The following is a 16,608-nucleotide window of genomic DNA, read 5'->3' on the forward strand; positions in this document are numbered from 1 at the left end:
CCCCCCCCATCATGCCGACGGGGAGGAGCCGCGGCAGGTCAACGGGCGGTGTCGTCGTACAGCCCCAGGTGATCCAGGGGGACGCCGCTCGCCCAGCGCCGCAGCCGGCTGCCGTCGAGGAGGTGGACGCCGCCCTGCTGTGAGGCCCGGACGACGTCCGCCCGGCTGACGGTGCCGGGATGGATCACGATCCGGATGACACGGTCGGCACCAGCGTGAGCCGCCGTCCAGCGCAGAGTGGGGGCCTCGGCGTTCTCCTCCTCGGCCGCCGGGGCCACCGGCCTGAGTTCCATCTCCAGTTGGCGGTCTCGATCATCCCGTGCGTACAGGCGCGGCCGGTCGCGCAGGCTGACGTCGGTGACCTGCCAGCCGTCGCGCTGAAGCATCCGCGACGCCGCCAGCTTCAGGGCCCGGTCGCTCAGCACGGCGATCTCGGCCGGGGTGTAATGGCCGCTCCGCCTGCGGACCAGTGGTCGGCGCAGGATCCGGAGGGCGGTACCGGCGGCCGCGAGGCCCACGACGCCCAGGACCAGTCCGGTGACGCCGAGCGTGCGGTGGAACGAGGTGAGCAGCAGAGCGGCCGTGAGCGCGGTCAGGCAGAGACCGACGAAGGCGGGCAGTACATCGCGCAGCTCAGGTCCGTACCGTCCCTGGGCGCGGACATCGGACAGCGCCTGCTCGCGCTGTGACCGACGAGCGCCGGGGCCGTACGGCGGCCTCGAACGCTTCGCGATGTACGGCCGCTTCCTTGTCTCCGGGGCCAACTCTCCACCTCTCCCAGGGGCATCCCATCGTGCCGTACGGATTCCCACGTCCTGTGCGCGGCCCCGGTCGGGGCGAACTTCCGCACGCCGCTGCCGGATTCTGCACTGCGATCGCAACGGTACGTCCCCGGCTTCCCCCGACTACCGGATCTTCACCGTGCAACGGCAGCGCCCTTGAGTCAGCCGGCCCGACGGTGCTGCGATGTCGGGGTTGGCCCGCAGGTTGTCCTGACCGACGAAACGGCTTGGTCAACTCCCGGCTCTCCACTGGAGCAGCCCGCGCCGGTCGGCGCGTGGTACTGGCCTCCGCCTTCGCGGGAAGAAGTGGCAGCCTGGCAGGACCGGTTGCCTCCCACCTCGTAGGCGCAGGCTCCCAACGCAGGTCAGAGGCTTGACCGTACGAGTCCGCCGGAAACGGGGGTGGAATGTAGTCGACCGGTCGTCCAGTTGTGTCCGGTGACCGGTCAAGGTGACCGGACCTCCTCCGGAAGGACAGCTCATGACCACTCCCGACCAGAAGGTCGCCGTCATCACCGGCGCGTCGCAGGGCATCGGCGCGGGTCTCGTGGAGGCGTACCGCAAGCTCGGCTACGCCGTGGTGGCCACCTCGCGCACCATCGAGCCCTCGCAGGACCCCGACATCCTCACCGTGCGGGGAGACATAGCCGATCCCGCCACCGCCGAACGCGTCATCGCCGCGGGCGTGGAACGGTTCGGCCGGATCGACACCTTGATCAACAACGCCGGAATATTCGTGGCCAAGCCCTTCCACGAGTACACCCAGGCCGACTACGAAGCCGTGACCGGCATCAACCTGACCGGGTTCTTCCGCATCACCCAGCTCGCGGTGGAGCGGATGCTCGCGCAGGGCGGCGGCCACGTCGTCCAGATCACCACGAGTCTGGTGGACCACGCCAGCTCCGACGTGCCCTCCGTGCTGGCCTCGCTGACCAAGGGCGGCCTGCAGTCGGCGACCAAGGCCCTGGCCATCGAGTACGCCACGCGCGGCATCCGCAGCAACGCCGTCGCCCTGGGCGTGATCAGGACGCCGATGCATGCCGAGGAGTACCACGAGACCCTCGCGGCCCTGCACCCGGTCGGCAGGATGGGGGAGGTCAGCGACATCGCCGACGCCGTCGTCTACCTGGAGAACGCCCCCTTCGTCACCGGTGAGATCCTCCACGTCGACGGCGGCCAGAGCGCCGGACACTGACGCCGGCGGTGCGACGTGCAAGCCCCGGCACACCGCTGGGGTGAGCGGCGGGGTGCGGACCGGTCGTCCGAAGTGCTGGACGACCGGTTCTGCACCACGTCACAGCAGGGGAGAGCGGACCGGTGACGGCCGGACGACCGCTTGATTCCGGTCAGGGACCGGGTTGTCGGGGTGGGGCGGCCTGTCGGCGCTGCAGTCGCCGCGTTTCGCGTATCACCAACGCCAGGACGGTCGCCAGCAGTGCCGCTGCCACGGCTACCGCGGGAGGGCCGAGGACACGGGTGAGAACGGCGCCGAGGACGGCGCCGCCGACGAACCCCGTGATGATCGCCGTGTATTGTGCGGCGCGATGTGCGGCTTCCGGTTGTTTGTGGGTGAGCCACTGATGTGCGGCAGCGAGCCCTTTCTGCAGGTTCCCGCTCTCCGCGAGGGTGGTGTACGGAATGCCGCGCAGAGTGGTGAAGGTGGAGAACTGCAAGGCGGCGACGAACGACACCGTGACGGTGGTGATCTGTTCGGGTGCGTCGTCGGGCAGGGCGGCGATCGCCGTCAGCAGAGTGATCTGAAGGGTCAGGACGAGCCGGAGCGGCCGACGCAGGACCCGTTCGACCCGGGACAGGCCGAGTACCTCCACGAGCAGCACGCCGATGCAGAAGGCCGCGATGGGGATCAGCAGCAGGACCGCGCGGTGCCAGTGCCGGGCGGTGGCTTCGACGCAGAACAGCAGGACATTGCCCGACTGCAGGTTGGCGAACACGGTGTGCCGGATGAAGGTGTAGGCGTCCAGGAAGCCACCGACGACTGCCAGGAGCACCCCGACGGCAAGTGTGTCGGGGCGACGGTGGATCGTGGCCATGTCGGGTGCTGCGACTATTCGAGGAGGCCGCGTCGCATGGCCTCAGCGACGGCTGCGGCTCGGTCGGACACCTTGAGTTTCTCGTAGAGCCGCTGGGCGTGTGTTTTCACGGTGCTGGTGCCGAGAAAGAGTTCTTGGGCGATTTGCGGGATGCTGCGGCCGCGGGCCATTCCGTCGAGCACCTGGCGCTCACGCTCACTGAGTGACGGGGTGTTCTGGGATCGCCGCATACGAATTTCCTCGGCCAGCCCTCCGGTGACTTCCGGCGGTACGACGGTTTGCCCGCGAGAAATAGCATGCACTGCTTCCACGACTTCCGATCGCTTGCTGTCCTTGGTGAGAAATCCCGCGGCCCCTTCTTCGAGGGCGCGGTAGACCGAGGAGCTGTCGGTGAAGGCGGAGAGCAGCAGGACGCGGGTGTTCACCTGGTCGCGGACGAGGGCGTGAAGTACGGCGATTCCGTCGAGTTCCGGCATGCGCAGGTCGAGTACGGCGACTTCGGGTAGCTCCCTGCGAATGATCTCCAGTGCGTCCCGACCGTTTTCCGCTTCGGCCACGACATCAATGGTTCCGCTGAGCTGCAGCGCGCGGGAGATTCCCTCCCTGAACAGTGGGTGGTCGTCGGCGATGACCACTTTGATACGGGCGGGGCTCGGTGTTGCCACGGCAATCCCGACCTTTCCTCTGCGCGGAGCTGCTCTATTTCGGCCGTCGACAGGGTTTCCGAATGCTGTTCCGGTCTCTGATTACTGTTCTCAAGGGTATGGGACCCCTTGCCGCCGGGCCAGCGAAGCCCCGACGCCACCAGGCGCGCATTTGGTGTTCGTGCACCCCTCTGCCCTCGGCTCGTGGGCACCGTGTCGTACCCCGGACCTGACCCTGCCGGTCTCCCCGGTCCCGGGCCCCTGCTCGTGGTCCCGAGTCCCCTTGCCCTCCGCGTCACCCGACGAGGGGACGACCCCGTTCCCCCGGACGGTCCACCGGCCGGGGGACGTACAGCGGCGGCCCAGATGGCTGAAATGAATGTAGGCAGTCGCTCACCAGGAACTGCATCCATCCAGACTCAGAAATCGAAATCCGAGGAATTCTCATGATGAACGCCCGACGTCACCTGGCCCGTATCGCCGGTATCTCCTGCCTCGCCGCTCTGGCCGCGGGATCGGTCGGTGTGGCCAGCGCCGAGGCCGCACCCATGGTGAGGCACCACACGGCGTCCCACGCCAGCGAGCATCACCACCGGCACAGCTCCTCCCACAACAGCTCCAAGAGCTCCATGAACAGCTCGTCGAAGAACAGCAGCTCCAACAGCTCGTCGAAGAGCAACTCCTCGAAGAGCATGCCCAAGGGCGGGAACACCCAGGGCGGGACTCAGGGCTCCGGCAACGGAAACACCCAGGGCGGGACCCAGGGCTCCGGCAACGGAAACACCCAGGGCGGGACCCAGGGTGGCGGGAACGGGAACACCCAGGGCGGTACGCAGGGTGGCGGGAGCGGCAACACCCAGGGCGGTACGCAGGGTGGTGGCAGCGGGAACACCCAGGGCGGTACGCAGGGTGGCGGGAGCGGCAACACTCAGGGTGGCACCCAGGGTGGTGGCAGCGGGAACACCCAGGGCGGTACGCAGGGTGGTGGCAGCGGGAACACCCAGGGCGGTACGCAGGGCTGACGGTTGAAGGAAGGCCGGTACCTCGCACAGGGCGACCTGTGTGAGGTACCGGCCTGTCGGGCACGAGCCCGGCCGCCGATCGGCGGCGACCCCCCTGACAGGTCTTCACGCGGCCGCCCAGGTTCGGAACTCGCCACAAGGGACGTTTGTTCGGGCGGAGACGGTGCACACGAAGAGCTAACAAAGTCTTTATACGACGAAGTGGAGACGCACATGGGCATCCTCGCGTGGATCATCATCGGCCTGCTGGCCGGCGCCATCGCCAAGGCACTGATGCCGGGCAAGGACCCGGGGGGCATCATCATCACGATGCTCATCGGTATCGCGGGCGGTCTGCTCGGAGGCTGGCTCGGCAAGGTCATCTTCGGAGTCGACTCCGTCGACGGGTTCTTCGAGCTCTCCACCTGGGTCGCCGCGATCGTCGGCTCCCTCATCCTGCTCATCATCTACCGCCTCGTCACCGGCAATCGGCACTCGCACCGTCACGCGTGACAGCGCACGGCCGCACACCGGATCGGCTCCCTCCCGCACGCGGGACGGGAGCCGATCCGGTGTTCAGGGGCATCCGGCCCCCCGCTCGGGCGAGGAGGCCCGACCGAGCGACTGTCCGCCGAGCGAGTGCCGGTCGAACGACCGCCGATCAAGAGACCGGGCGGCTCGTCAGGCGCGACGAATGCTGACGCCGCCGATCAGCCCCCAGGCGTCCACGCGGACCGTGGGGCCGCCGGGTTCGCTGGGACCGTCGTCTTTCACTCCGCCCAGGCGCAGCCCACGGACGTCCACCCGGACGTTGTGGGGAACTTCGAGGCTGACACCGCCGATCAGGCTCAGCTTGGTGATCCGCAGCTCGGCACCGTCCGGGATGTCGACGTCCGTCAGGTCGATGTCGGCCCCGCCGATGAGGGAGGCGGTCACGGTCCGCTCGTGAAGGGCGGCTCCCGCCAGGCGGTGGCCGCCGATCAGGCTCACCTTGACATCGGTCTTCTGCGGATCCGCTCCGCCGCTCTTCGTCATGGAACTACCGTATGGGCGCGGGGGAGCCGGTCCCCAGTGTCCGCGGTCCGGAATTGCGCATGACAAGTGTCATGTCGCTGGACCCACTTCTCCGGGCGTCGGCCGAGGGTTCGCCGAGCTGCCGGCTTCGGCTGCTCACCGTGCGCCTACGCCGGGGATCACCGTGCGCCTACGACGTGGCTCGGCGTGCGCCGACGCCGCGCAGGAAGGTGTCCGCGACGAGGTCGGCCGCCTGCGGGGCATCCATGGACGGGAAGTCGTGGGCGACGGTGTCGACGAGTCGGTCGAGGACCCCCCGTGTCCAGGCCGCGTCGACGTCGGTGCGGAGATGGCCCTCGTCGGCGGCACGCCGAAGGAACGCGCTCAACCGCTCACTCAGCGCGTCTCGGCGGGCCCGTGCCTCCGGGTCCTGCCGCATCATCTGCCGGGTGTCGACCGGCCACTCGCGGCTGACAGGGATGATCCCTTCCAGGTAGCGGTGGAGCGCCACGGGCACCGGTGCCTCGGTCAACCGCGCCTCGTCCAGGACTCGTTCGGACGAGTCGAGTTTCGCCTGGAAGACCGCGTGCAGCAGCGCCTCGCGGCTCGCGAAGCGGCGATGAACGGTGGTGCGGTCCACCCCCGCGGCGGCGGCGATGGCCGCCATCGACGTGCTCGGATCCTCCGCGAGGAGGCGGGCGCCGGTGCGGAGAACGGTGGCCAGGTTGCGGGCGGCATCAGCTCTCATGGTGACCGGAAGCCTACCAGTGTGGCGTTTCGTAAGACTATGCACCCGTAAATGAAGCATCTTCCCGTCTAACTGCAACATCGAAGTTGCATTTATATCGGGAACGGCTACATTGAAGTGGTGCCGCTGCCCGTCGGGGCGGAGGGAGAGAACACCGTGAGGAGTACGTCATGACGCAGACTTGGCTGATCACAGGAGCTTCCCAGGGGCTCGGCAAGGCGCTGGTCGTCGAGGCGCTGGCGGCCGGGAACCGCGTTGTCGCGACTTCGCGGAAGCCCGAGGCGCTGGCCGACCTCGTGGCGAGGCACCCGGAGAGGCTGGCGGCCGTGTCACTGGACGTGACGTCGCCCTCCGAGGCGCGGGACGTGGTGGCGGCCGCAGTGGCGCGGTTCGGCACCGTGGACGTCGTCGTGAACAACGCCGGCTACGCCACCAGCGGCTCCATCGAAGATTTTCCGGAGGACGAGTTCCGGGCGCAGATCGAGGCGAACCTCTTCGGCGTGATCAACGTGACCCGCGCCGCGCTGCCCGTGCTGCGCGGCCGGCGATCAGGAAGCATCGTGCAGATCTCGTCCATCGGCGGCCGGGTCGGCGGCACCCCAGGACTCGGCGCCTACCAGACCGCGAAGTTCGGCGTCGAGGGCTTCTCCGAGGTGCTGGCGAACGAGGTGGCGCCGTTCGGCATCGACGTGATCATCGTGGAGCCGGGCGCCATCCGCACCGGCTGGGGTGCGGGCGCGGCGACGGCGTCCGGACCGGTGGCTCCCGACTACCGGCAGACGGTCGGCGCGTGGCTGGAGCGCAGGACCGACCACAGTGGCAAGGAGTCCGGCGACCCGGTGAAGATGGCCCGTGCGGTCATCGAGGCGGTGGCGGCGGAGCAGCCTCCGCGCCGGCTGCTGCTGGGCGGTGACGCCCTGGACCTCGCGCTCAAGGCGGAGGAAGGCCGCCTGGCCGAGGCCCACGCGTGGAGCGAGGTCAGCCGCTCCGTCGCACACCGGTGAGCGGCGGAGCGGAACGGTCGCCGTGCGTGCCGCCGGGTCTGACCGCGGACGCGTCGCAGACTCCACTGGTCACAGCAGTGCGTCCAAAGTGATCGGCAGGTCGCGGAGCCGTTTCCCGGTGGCATGGTGGACGGCATTGGCGATCGCGGGTGGAATGCCGACCAGGCCGACCTCGCCGACGCCCTTGGTGGCGGTGGCGGTCCCGCGGTCGGGCTCGCCGACGAAGATCACGTCGAGGTCCGGTACATCGGCGTTCACGGCCACGAGGTAGTCGCCGAACGTGCCGTTGGCTATGCGCCCGGTGCGCGGGTCGGTGACCGTGTCCTCGAACAGGGCCATGCCGATACCGCCGACCGTGCCGCCGATGATCTGGCTCCTCGCGGTCTTCTCGTTGAGGATGCGGCCCCCGTCGATCGCGGACACCACCCGTGCGACCCGGATGAGACCGAGGTCCGCGTCGACCCTGACCTCGACGAACTTCGCGCCGTAGGCGCCGGCCAGCGACATGCCCAGGTCCTCGGCGTCCGGTGGGGTACTGCTTCCGTTCGCCGTGAGTTCGGACAGTCCGTGCCGGGCGAGAACGGCGGCGTACGACTCCCCGCGGTCAGGGCGGCCCGCGAGATGGATCCTTCCGTCGGTGCACTCCACGTCGTCCGGGGAGGCGCCCTGAAGGGGCGACTCGGCATCGCCGCAGGCGAGTTCGACGAAGGTGCGGACGAGCTGCCGGCAGGCGTCGTGCACGGCGTTGCCCAGGCCGCCGGTCAGCCCCGAGCCGCCCGCCATCATGGAGTTCGGCATGTCCGAGTCGCCGAGGTCGAAGCGGACGAGGTCCAGCGGCAGGCCCAGTTCACCCGCTGCCAGTTGGGCCATCACGGTGTAGGTGCCGGTACCGATGTCGGTGGCCGCGCTGCGTACCAGCGCACTGCCGTCGCTGTTGATGGTGGCCTGCGCCGCGCAGGGCCGCGCGAAATAGGGGAACCACGCGCTCGCCATGCCGTAGCCGACGAGCCAGTTGCCGTCCCGCATGGAGCGCGGTTCGGGGTCCCGGTCGGCCCAGCCGAAGCGTCGCGCACCGACCTCGTAGCACTCCAGAAGCGCCTTTTCGGACCAGGGCAGCCCGTTGCGCGGATCGACGTCGGTGTGGTTGCGGCGCCGTAGCTCCAGCGGGTCGACGTGCAGTTCGAGGGCCAGTTCGTCGAGTGCCGACTCCAGGGCGAAGTTGCCCTGCGCCTCCGCCGGGGCGCGCATGGACGTCGGCACGGCGACGTTCAGTCGGGCCTGCCGATCCTGCGTGACCACGTTCGCACACCGGTAGGCGAAGGCGCTCGCCGACGCGAACGGTTCGAAGTCGGTCTCCTCCATGCTCAGGGAACTGAGGCTGCGGTGGTCGACGGCGGTCAGTTCGCCCTCGCGGGTGGCGCCGACGCTCAGCCACTGCACACCGCTGGGGCGATGGCCGATCGAGGTGAACATCTGCGGTCGGGTCAGGACCAGTTTGACCGGTCGCTTGATCATCCGGGCGGCCATGGCCGTCAGGATCACGTGGGGCCACGCGCGCAGTCCGGCACCGAAGCCGCCACCGACGTAGGGCACGAGGACCCGTACCGAACTCTCGGGGATGCCGAACACCACGGAGAGGGTGGTGCGCACCATCGACGGCCACTGACTGGTGTCGTGCACGGTGAGGGTGTCACCCTCCCAGGCGGCGAGCGTGGCGAAGAGCCCCAGGGGGTTGTTGGTGTTGTCGGCCGTGGTGTACATGGCCCGCACCGTCACCTCGGCGGACTCCAGCGCCGCGGCGACGTCTCCGCGTGCGGTGTCCGTGCCCCAGGGGTCCACGAGTGTCTCGGCGCGCGGGTCGCGGAGGTCGAGCAGCGGCTCCGTGGCGTCGTAGTCGGCATGTACCAGGCGTGCCGCTGCCACCGCCTGCTCGGGTGTCTCGGCGACCACGAAGGCGATGTGCTGTCCGTGGTGCACGATCCGGTCGTTGCGCAGGGGTGACGGCGGGGACGCCCCGAGCGCGGTCGTGGGGCCTGTTCCGACCGGGGGGCGGTTCTCGTGGGTGAGGACGCTGAGCACGCCGGGCGCGCCCTCGGCCGCGTCGGTGTGCATGCGGACGATCCGGCCCGCGGCGACGGTGCTCTGCACCAAGGCGCCGTAGGCCTGACCGGGAACGCTGAAGTCCATCGGATACGGGGCTGTGCCGGTGACCTTGCGCGGGCCGTCGACCCGGTTGACCCCCGTGCCGACGAGTGGCCTGCTTTCGACGGTGCTCATACGTCAACTCCGGATACGTTCTGCAGCTCCCGCACCAGGGTGCGCCGGGCGAGTGGCACCTTGAAGGCCGTTCCGGGCACGGTCCAGGCGTCGCGCATCGTCGCGTCGGCGGCGTCCAGGAAGGTGGCCGTCGTCGCGGGCGCGTCCGTCAGTACGTGTTCCGCCTCGTAGGCGCGCCACGGCTTCGTCCCCACGCCGCCCAGGCCGACGCGTGCCTGACGGATCGTGGCGTGGTCGACGACGATGAGCACCGCCGCCGACGTGAGGGCGAACTCGTACGAGGTGCGGTCCCGGACCTTGAGGTATCCCGACCGGGCCGCCGCCGGCGGCAGCGGGATCTCGACCTCGGTGATCAGCTCGGCGTGTTCCAGGACGTTCTCGCGCTGAGGGCTTTCGGCGGCCGTCAGGTAGAACTCGGTGAGGGGAACGGTGCGGGAGTGCGACGGCCCCTGGATGTGTACGGCCGCGTCGAGCGCCACCAGAGCGACGGCGAGGTCCGACGCGTGCAGCGCGATGCACCGCTCGCTCGCGCCGAGGACGGCGTGCATGCGTGCCACGCCTTCGACGGCGGCGCAGCCGGTGTCAGGTGTGCGTTTGTTGCACGCGCTGACGGTGGGGTCGCGGAAGTGGCGGCAGCGGGTGCGCTGCAGCAGGTTGCCGCCGATGGTGGCCATGTTCCGCAGCTGTACCGAGGCCCCCAGGAGAAGTGCCTCGCGCACCATGGGCAGCCGCTCGTCCACGGTCGCGTCGGCGGCCAGCTCCTCCATGGTGACCAGCGCCCCCACATGGAGGGTCTCGCCACGCCGTTCGATGCCGTGCAGGGGGAGGCGGGTGATGTCGATCAGCGTGGGCGGCTCGAGGACCCCGTCCTTCATCAGGTCCAGTTGCGTGGTACCGCCGGCCAGGCAGGCAGCTGCCGGGTCGTCGGCCAGCAACTGCACCACCTCGCGGGTGTCGGTGGCCCGGACGTACTCAAAGGTGCGCATCGGGGCCTCCCTGGGAGGCGGCCTGGCGTACGGCCGCCACGATGTTGCTGTATGCCCCGCAGCGGCACAGGTTTCCGCTCATGAACTCCCGGATCTCCTGGTCGGAGCCCGCGCGGCCTTCGGCCATCAGCGCTACGGCGGACATGATCTGCCCGGGTGTGCAGAAGCCGCACTGGAAGCCGTCCTGGTCCATGAACGCCTGCTGCACGGGGTGCCGTCCGTCCCCACCCGAGACGCCCTCGATCGTGGTGATCTCCCGGCCCTCGGCCTGAGCCGCCAAGGTCAGGCAGGCCAGTACCCTCCTGCCGTCCAGATGGACCGTGCACGCACCGCAGGCGCCCTGGTCGCAGCCCTTCTTCGTACCCACCAGGCCGAGCCGGTCCCGCAGCGCGTCCAGCAGGGTGACCCGGGTGTCCAGGCGCAGTGTGTGTGACCGTCCGTTGACGGTGAGTGTCACGACCCGTTCGGTGATCGCGGGACGTTCGTCAACGTCCCGCGAGCTCGCCACATCGCCCATGCGCGTCCTCCTCCGGATGGGTCGTGCACGGCTCAGGTCCCACCTGGGAGCGAGTCCTGTCCGATGAACTGCTTCGACCACGGGGTACGAATTGCACGTGTTTGCCACCCTATAGTCCGAACGGGCGATCCTGCATGTGGTCACACGGACGGGACCGTCGTCTACTCGGCACCGCCGGGCGCGTTCGCACCGGCGGACGACGGCGGCACCTCTACGACGAAGAACAGGAAGCAGGGTCTGGTGGAGAGGGCGTGGAAGTCGTCGGGGAACAGTTCCCGCGCGGCCGGGTCGGGCTGCGGCTCGCTGATGACGGAAAGACGGAAGCCCGCGGTGGTGAAGGCGTCGGTCATCGCGTGCAACGACTTGCGCCAGAAACGCATGGTCGAGGACTGCCCGTCGAACGTCCAGTCGAAGGTATAGCTGGTGGTGGCGAAATAGTCGGGCCGGGGCTCCTCGAAGGTGTACGCCACGATGGGGTGGTCCACCGAGGCGATCAGCCGGCCGCCGGGTCGGAGCACTCGCCGCATCTCGGCCAGCGTCGGCCCCCAGTCCTCGAGGTAGTGCAGCACCAGCGAGGCGATCACGTCGTCGAAGACACCGTCGTCGAACGGCAGGGGGTCCTTCACATCGACCATGTGCAAGGCCACGCCGTCACCGAGCCGCCGGCCGGCCAGCGCCAGCATCCCGGCGCTGGCGTCGATGCCGGTGACCACCGCTCCGCGGTCACGCAGGGCGGCGGACAAGGCGCCCGAGGCGCAGCCGGCGTGCAGGACGCGACGGCCGGCCACATCTCCGGCGAGGGCGAGTGTCGCGGGCCGCGCGTAGTACGCGTTGACGAGGTTGTCCTCGGTCGCCGCCGAGTAGCCCTCGGCGATTCTGTCGTAGTCGTTCACCCGCGCGGGATCCGCGGGCTGGGGAAAGCTCTCGGGTTCATCGGCTACAGGCTCATCGGCTGGGGGCTCCATCGCCGCAGCCTAGTAGTCACCTGATCCGCCGACCAGGAGCGCGCTGTACGGCCCCCTCACACGGAGGGAGTCTGTCGGCCCCCTGTCCAACGGGTCAGCATGCCGACGGCCTCCGCGCGGTCGGCGGGGGAGAGCTCCGCGATCGCGGTGCTGTGGTTGCTGTCGGGCGCCCAGAGGATCCGGGAGTCACGCGGGCCCGGCCGGAACGCCTCGGCGACGGCGGGATCCTGGGCGCCGTTGACGAACAGCAGCCGGCTGCCGTGCCTGCGGACCCAGCGGTCGACGTCCGGCATGGCGTCACGATCGAAGCGCATCGGGATGTCGCGCGGGACGAACGTACGGGGCTCGACGGCGTCCGGGTAGCGGAGAAGACCGGACAAGTGCCGGACGGGAAAGCCGACGTACCCGAGCTGGGTGCCCAGTTGGTAGAAGTAGGGGACGTAGTGCTGCAGCGCCGTGTCGGCGTAGAGGGCCAGGCCCGTGATGTCGTCCAGCCACGCGTACAACTCGTCGGTACCGGAGTCCGGGCCGGGTATGGAGGCGCCGTCCGCCGTGGTGTTGCGCTGCCAGAACATGGACGCGGCTCGTACGACGGCTATTTCGAGGGCCTTGTCGGCGCTGCCGACGATGCGGAACGAGGTGCTGTTCGCGGCGGCCCAGGCTTCGTACCGGGCGACCAGGTCGGAGCGGCGCAGCAGAGCCTCCCGCTGCACGGTCCGCAGGGCCTCGCGGCACTCGGCGCTGCCTACGCTCTCCAGGAACCGCACGTAGGCGCTGTCGTCGCGGTCGTCGACGTTGTCGGGGGCGGAGTAGGCCACGGTGCCGTCCACGTCACGGGGGTGGAAACGGCGGTGGTAGACGCTGGTCATGCCGCCCTTGCTGCTGCCGGTGGAGATCCACGCGCCGCGGTACAGCCGACGGAAGAGGTGTACGACGCGGTGGTGGTCGTCGGCGGCCTGCCGGATGGTCAGCAGGGAGAAGTCGGCGTTCGCCGGGCGGGAAGTACCGAAGAAGCGGTGCTCGACCTGAAGCTGGTTGCCGCCCAGGATCACCGTCGGTTCGGCCCGACGGGGTGTGAGCACTGCCTCGTAGCCCGTGCTGAACAGGACGGTAGGCCGATCGACCGAGGTGTGGAGCAGGGTCAGGCGCTGCTCGAAGGAGCCGGCCTCGGGGTTCGCGTGGTCGGCCGGCTGGCGCAGCCCGAGGACGAAGAAGCGGTATCCCGGCTCGGCGCCTTGGCGTTCCTCGATCACCCGCAGCCCCGGCAGGGCGTGCAGGGCGGTCAGGATGTCGTCGTCGCCGAGGCGGGTGCGCGACCGCGTCCCGGCAGTCGCGGGCGCGGCGGCCGTGACGGCGAGGCCGGCGGCCGTCGCCGTCGAGGTGAGAAGCCGTCGTCTCGTCCACGTGCGCATCGTGAATCCTCCTGAACCGCGGTCATGGCGACCGTCATTGACTGACGGCTCCAGTACAGCCGTTCGGCACCGCAGAAAGATCCCGCGCGCGGGGGGGACCGTCTCCCCCGGGCGGGGGAGGACCACGTTGTCGTGCCGGGCGCTGTGGGAGGGTGACTGGCCGCTTCGGGCGGCACGGTCAGGGACAGGGCAATTCCGGTCGTTCTCCCGGCAACATGCGGACACACACCGGGAGATGAGCAACGGAGTCACCCTGCTATGGTGCGCCGATGTCATCGATCAAGCAGGTCCAGATCACCTTCGACTGCGCGGATCCCGAACGTGTCGCTCGCTTCTGGTGCGAGGTGCTGGGGTACGTCGTCCCGCCGCCACCGGAGGGGTTCGCCACGTGGGGCGATTTCGATCGGTCTCTGCCGCCTGAGCGGCAGGGGGCGGCATTCGCGTGCGGTGATCCCTCGGGCGTCGGCCCGCGACTGTTCTTCCAGCGGGTTCCCGAGGGCAAGGTCGTCAAGAACCGGGTGCATCTCGACGTGCGGGTCGGCACCGGGCTGGTGGGTGAGGAGCGCCTCGCCGTACTCCAGGCCGAGTGCGACCGGCTGGTCGCGCTCGGCGCGGTACGCGAGCGAGTGCTCCTTGCCGACGACTACAACGAGTCGTGCATCGTGATGCAGGACATCGAGGGCAACGAGTTCTGTCTCGACTGAGTTTGCGCCCCCGGAGACGGCGGGGTGGGTGCCGCCTCCGGGGGACCGGCACACATGGTGCATCCCCTGTGTGCCGATCGGGAGCCGGACTCCGGAGGGAATCGAGGTTCGCTGGCCCGCGAGTCATGGGCGGCGGAAAGCGGACGCCCCGAGTCGTGCGTCCTTGTACGGCTCGGCGGACGTCCCGCCTGGACAACAGGTGGACGAGACTCCGTCCTGTCCCGCGTGCCACCGCACGATGCCGTTCGTCGTCCAGCTCCCGTGAGCCATGTGGGCGCGCGTCGCTCATGTGGCAATGCCGAGGTGGACTCGGACACGTCCACGGTGGTGCGGCTCTACCGGGTCGACCCCGACCGCCGGCTCGGGGTCTGTACCGGGCCGGAGCGGTCCCAGCCGGGGATCAGCTCCTCCCGGTGGACGTCCTCGGCGTGAACCTGCTCGCCACAGGTCTCGCAGACCGCGTGGGTGGCGAGTGCGTGGTCCCGGTGGAGGAAGCGAACGGGGGGCGTGGTGACGGCCCAGCGGTCGCCCCAGCCGATGAGCTCGCGGGTGATGCCCGCCAGGTCCCGCCCCGCCTCCGTCAGGTAGTAGCCCTGGTGGCGTGCGTCGTCCGGCAGGGGGCGCCGTTCGAGGACACCGCTCTCCACCAGCGCTTTCAGGCGCGCCGCCAGACGGTCGGTGGGGGCGCCGGTGTTCCTGGCGATCTGCCGGAAGCGGTGGTTTCCGAGCATCACCTCGCGGATCGCCGGCAGGGCCCAGCGGTCGCCGACCACCTCCAGGGTGGCGGCGAGCGAGCACGGGCGTCCGTTCATGCCCTGCGGATCGATGTGCTTGGTCACGGGCCCAGTATCACCCCGTGGGGTTTGATTTCCAAACCATCCCATGCTTGGCTTGCGGCATGCCCATGATGCTTCGGTTTTCAAAGCACCCTCGCATGGCCACGTCGGTCGTACTGGTGGCCGTCTTCATGACCAACCTGGATCTGTGGATCGTCAACGTCGCGCTTCCGGCCATGGGGACGACCTTCTCCGGGGGCGGCGCGGGTGCGACCCTCGGTTCGCTGTCCTGGGTCCTCAACGCCTACGCGATCACCCTGGCCGCGCTCCTGGTGGTGGCCGGGCGCGCCGGTGACCGCATGGGTCAGCGGCCGGTCTTCCTCGCCGGGATAGCCGTCTTCACCCTCGCGTCGCTGGGCTGTGCCCTGGCCCCCGACCTCGGGACCCTCGTGGTGGCTCGTGTGTTGCAGGCCGTCGGGGCGGCCGCCCAGATCCCGACGTCCCTCGCCCTGCTGCTCGCGACGGTGCCGGCCGAGCGCCGTACCCACGCCACCCGCAGCTGGGCCGCGGTCGGCGGACTCGCCGCGGCCGCCGGGCCCGTCGCCGGTGGCCTGCTGGTCGAGATCGACTGGAGGTGGGTCTTCGCCGTCAACGTGCCTATCGGCATCGCGGCGCTCCTCGCGGGCCGATCGGTCCTGCCGAGGCCGACCACCCGGGAGGCCGGACCGCTGCCGGACTTCCTCGGCGCGCTGCTGGTCGTCTCCTCGGTCGCGGCGCTGTCTGGAGGGCTGGTGCAGGCGCCCGACTGGGGCTGGACCAGCGGCAGGACCGTCCTGCTCCTGGCCGTCGCCGTGATCTGCGGCGCCGGGTTCGTCCTGAGGTCCCTGCAGCATCCGCACCCGCTGTTCGAACTGCACCTGCTGCGGCTGCCGCGCTTCGGAGCGGCGAACGCGGGCAGCTTCCTGTTCGGCGTCGCTTTCGCGATCATGCTGTTGTCGAATGTGCTGTGGTGCCAGGAGGTCTGGCACTGGAGCGCGCTGCGCACCGGGGTCGCCCTGGTGCCCGGTCCCGCCCTGGTCCCGGTCGTCACCCTTCTGACGGCCCGCACCGCGCAGCGCTTCGGGCACGGTCCGCTGGTCGCCGTGGGCGGGTTGCTGTTCACCGGAGGCATGGTCTGGCGGGCGGGCTTCGCGTCCGTCGACCCGGACTATCTACGTGACCTGCTGCCGAGCCAGGTGATGACCGGCACCGGTGTCGGGCTGGCCCTGGGCACTCTGGTGGCCGCCGGTGTGCACGCCCTGCCGGGCCACCGCGCGGCGACCGGGTCGGCGCTGGTCAACTCCGTCCGTCAGATATCGGCCACGGTCGGCGTCGCCGTCCTCGTCGCGGTGGTCGGTTCCCACGTAGGTACCGACTCCCGCCAGGACTTCCGGATCGCCTGGTGCGCCGCCGCCGTACTGAGCCTGGCGACGTCGGTGATCGGCGTGCGCCTCAGTCGCGGCGGCGGACCGGCCCGGACGGCGCCCGTCGCCTCGAAGGAGTCCGAGGCGGACACACAGGCCTTGGCCTGATCACGCTCGCGACGCCGGTCGGGCCGGCGTCGCGAGGCTCGTCGTCGTCCTGCGCGGTCGGCTGCGCAGGACGACGGATCTGCCGACCGAGATCGACGAGGTGGTGCGAGGGCGATCGTCGTCGCCCCCGATGTCCTGCGCCGCCGTCGAGGTGGG

The 16,608-nt window shown here is 69.8% G+C and carries 17 protein-coding genes; 6 read left to right on the plus strand and 11 right to left on the minus strand.

What is annotated here, in order from left to right:
* Positions 1-38: 38 nt before the first annotated feature.
* Entirely contained in the window at positions 39-764 is a 726-nt protein-coding gene (locus BLW57_RS37940) for a hypothetical protein (protein WP_093480188.1), read from the minus strand.
* A 499-nt stretch (positions 765-1,263) separates the two neighbouring features.
* On the opposite strand from BLW57_RS37940, the gene BLW57_RS37945 reads away from it, so the two are divergent.
* Positions 1,264-1,977, plus strand: coding sequence for an SDR family NAD(P)-dependent oxidoreductase (locus BLW57_RS37945; RefSeq protein WP_093480189.1), 714 nt, complete (start codon positions 1,264-1,266; stop codon positions 1,975-1,977).
* A gap of 151 nt (positions 1,978-2,128) precedes the next feature.
* Here the strand turns inward: BLW57_RS37945 and BLW57_RS37950 are convergent, their stop codons facing one another.
* Positions 2,129-2,833, minus strand: coding sequence for a YoaK family protein (locus BLW57_RS37950; protein ID WP_093480190.1), 705 nt, complete (start codon positions 2,831-2,833; stop codon positions 2,129-2,131).
* Between the two features lie 14 nt (positions 2,834-2,847).
* A complete protein-coding gene (locus tag BLW57_RS37955) occupies positions 2,848-3,498 on the minus strand; it encodes a response regulator transcription factor (protein WP_093480191.1) in 651 nt (216 codons plus the stop codon).
* 425 nt (positions 3,499-3,923) lie between these two features.
* Between BLW57_RS37955 and BLW57_RS41685 the strand changes: the two genes are divergently transcribed.
* Together BLW57_RS41685 and BLW57_RS37965 are read left to right on the plus strand one after the other, a co-directional pair.
* The gene (locus BLW57_RS41685) at positions 3,924-4,499 is read left to right on the plus strand and encodes a hypothetical protein (RefSeq protein WP_176985874.1); all 576 of its coding nucleotides are present in this window, start codon (positions 3,924-3,926) and stop codon (positions 4,497-4,499) included.
* 213 nt (positions 4,500-4,712) lie between these two features.
* Positions 4,713-4,991, plus strand: coding sequence for a GlsB/YeaQ/YmgE family stress response membrane protein (locus tag BLW57_RS37965; RefSeq protein ID WP_093480192.1), 279 nt, complete (start codon positions 4,713-4,715; stop codon positions 4,989-4,991).
* Between the two features lie 168 nt (positions 4,992-5,159).
* On the opposite strand, the gene BLW57_RS37970 is transcribed toward BLW57_RS37965, so the two are convergent.
* Both BLW57_RS37970 and BLW57_RS37975 read right to left on the minus strand, forming a co-directional pair.
* Positions 5,160-5,513 (minus strand): hypothetical protein, encoded by a 354-nt coding sequence (locus BLW57_RS37970; RefSeq protein WP_093480193.1) that lies wholly within the window; start codon positions 5,511-5,513, stop codon positions 5,160-5,162.
* Between the two features lie 169 nt (positions 5,514-5,682).
* The gene (locus BLW57_RS37975; RefSeq protein WP_093480194.1) at positions 5,683-6,240 is read right to left on the minus strand and encodes a TetR/AcrR family transcriptional regulator; all 558 of its coding nucleotides are present in this window, start codon (positions 6,238-6,240) and stop codon (positions 5,683-5,685) included.
* Positions 6,241-6,410: 170 nt separating this feature from the next.
* Here BLW57_RS37975 and BLW57_RS37980 point away from each other — a divergent pair, with 170 nt between their 5' ends.
* Positions 6,411-7,244 (plus strand): oxidoreductase, encoded by an 834-nt coding sequence (locus BLW57_RS37980; RefSeq protein ID WP_093480195.1) that lies wholly within the window; start codon positions 6,411-6,413, stop codon positions 7,242-7,244.
* Positions 7,245-7,313: 69 nt separating this feature from the next.
* Here BLW57_RS37980 and BLW57_RS37985 read toward each other — a convergent pair whose 3' ends face one another.
* From BLW57_RS37985 to BLW57_RS38005, 5 genes are all read right to left on the minus strand, one after another.
* Positions 7,314-9,521, minus strand: coding sequence for a xanthine dehydrogenase family protein molybdopterin-binding subunit (locus tag BLW57_RS37985; protein WP_093480196.1), 2,208 nt, complete (start codon positions 9,519-9,521; stop codon positions 7,314-7,316).
* Positions 9,518-10,507: an FAD binding domain-containing protein gene (locus tag BLW57_RS37990; RefSeq protein ID WP_093480197.1), complete on the minus strand. Its 990-nt coding sequence runs from the start codon at positions 10,505-10,507 to the stop codon at positions 9,518-9,520. Before BLW57_RS37990 ends, BLW57_RS37985 begins: the two co-directional genes overlap by 4 nt.
* On the minus strand, positions 10,494-11,024 hold the full coding sequence (locus tag BLW57_RS37995) for a (2Fe-2S)-binding protein (protein ID WP_093480198.1): 531 nt from the start codon (positions 11,022-11,024) through the stop codon (positions 10,494-10,496). Before BLW57_RS37995 ends, BLW57_RS37990 begins: the two co-directional genes overlap by 14 nt.
* 161 nt (positions 11,025-11,185) lie before the next feature.
* A complete protein-coding gene (locus tag BLW57_RS38000; protein WP_093480199.1) occupies positions 11,186-11,989 on the minus strand; it encodes a class I SAM-dependent methyltransferase in 804 nt (267 codons plus the stop codon).
* A gap of 56 nt (positions 11,990-12,045) precedes the next feature.
* Positions 12,046-13,401 (minus strand): S28 family serine protease, encoded by a 1,356-nt coding sequence (locus BLW57_RS38005; RefSeq protein WP_093480200.1) that lies wholly within the window; start codon positions 13,399-13,401, stop codon positions 12,046-12,048.
* A gap of 269 nt (positions 13,402-13,670) precedes the next feature.
* Between BLW57_RS38005 and BLW57_RS38010 the strand changes: the two genes are divergently transcribed.
* Complete coding sequence (locus BLW57_RS38010; protein ID WP_093480201.1) at positions 13,671-14,105, plus strand: VOC family protein; 435 nt, start codon at positions 13,671-13,673, stop codon at positions 14,103-14,105.
* Between the two features lie 335 nt (positions 14,106-14,440).
* Here BLW57_RS38010 and BLW57_RS38015 read toward each other — a convergent pair whose 3' ends face one another.
* A complete protein-coding gene (locus BLW57_RS38015; protein ID WP_256339732.1) occupies positions 14,441-14,944 on the minus strand; it encodes a winged helix-turn-helix transcriptional regulator in 504 nt (167 codons plus the stop codon).
* 95 nt (positions 14,945-15,039) lie between these two features.
* Between BLW57_RS38015 and BLW57_RS38020 the strand changes: the two genes are divergently transcribed.
* Complete coding sequence (locus BLW57_RS38020; protein WP_256339733.1) at positions 15,040-16,452, plus strand: MFS transporter; 1,413 nt, start codon at positions 15,040-15,042, stop codon at positions 16,450-16,452.
* Positions 16,453-16,608 lie beyond the last annotated feature (156 nt).

The sequence above is a fragment of the Streptomyces sp. 1222.5 genome (genome assembly GCF_900105245.1).
GTDB lineage: Bacteria > Actinomycetota > Actinomycetes > Streptomycetales > Streptomycetaceae > Streptomyces > Streptomyces albidocamelliae.

Excerpts from the sequence above, each read along its gene's own strand:
- BLW57_RS37945 (WP_093480189.1), top strand. The coding sequence starts at position 1,264 with ATGACCACTCCCGACCAGAAGGTCGCCGTCATCACCGGCGCGTCGCAG.
- BLW57_RS37950 (WP_093480190.1), bottom strand. The coding sequence starts at position 2,833 with ATGGCCACGATCCACCGTCGCCCCGACACACTTGCCGTCGGGGTGCTC.
- BLW57_RS41685 (WP_176985874.1), top strand. The coding sequence starts at position 3,924 with ATGATGAACGCCCGACGTCACCTGGCCCGTATCGCCGGTATCTCCTGC.
- BLW57_RS37965 (WP_093480192.1), top strand. The coding sequence starts at position 4,713 with ATGGGCATCCTCGCGTGGATCATCATCGGCCTGCTGGCCGGCGCCATC.
- BLW57_RS37970 (WP_093480193.1), bottom strand. The coding sequence starts at position 5,513 with ATGACGAAGAGCGGCGGAGCGGATCCGCAGAAGACCGATGTCAAGGTG.
- BLW57_RS37975 (WP_093480194.1), bottom strand. The coding sequence starts at position 6,240 with ATGAGAGCTGATGCCGCCCGCAACCTGGCCACCGTTCTCCGCACCGGC.
- BLW57_RS37980 (WP_093480195.1), top strand. The coding sequence starts at position 6,411 with ATGACGCAGACTTGGCTGATCACAGGAGCTTCCCAGGGGCTCGGCAAG.
- BLW57_RS37985 (WP_093480196.1), bottom strand. The coding sequence starts at position 9,521 with ATGAGCACCGTCGAAAGCAGGCCACTCGTCGGCACGGGGGTCAACCGG.
- BLW57_RS37990 (WP_093480197.1), bottom strand. The coding sequence starts at position 10,507 with ATGCGCACCTTTGAGTACGTCCGGGCCACCGACACCCGCGAGGTGGTG.
- BLW57_RS37995 (WP_093480198.1), bottom strand. The coding sequence starts at position 11,024 with ATGGGCGATGTGGCGAGCTCGCGGGACGTTGACGAACGTCCCGCGATC.
- BLW57_RS38000 (WP_093480199.1), bottom strand. The coding sequence starts at position 11,989 with ATGGAGCCCCCAGCCGATGAGCCTGTAGCCGATGAACCCGAGAGCTTT.
- BLW57_RS38005 (WP_093480200.1), bottom strand. The coding sequence starts at position 13,401 with ATGCGCACGTGGACGAGACGACGGCTTCTCACCTCGACGGCGACGGCC.
- BLW57_RS38010 (WP_093480201.1), top strand. The coding sequence starts at position 13,671 with ATGTCATCGATCAAGCAGGTCCAGATCACCTTCGACTGCGCGGATCCC.
- BLW57_RS38020 (WP_256339733.1), top strand. The coding sequence starts at position 15,040 with ATGGCCACGTCGGTCGTACTGGTGGCCGTCTTCATGACCAACCTGGAT.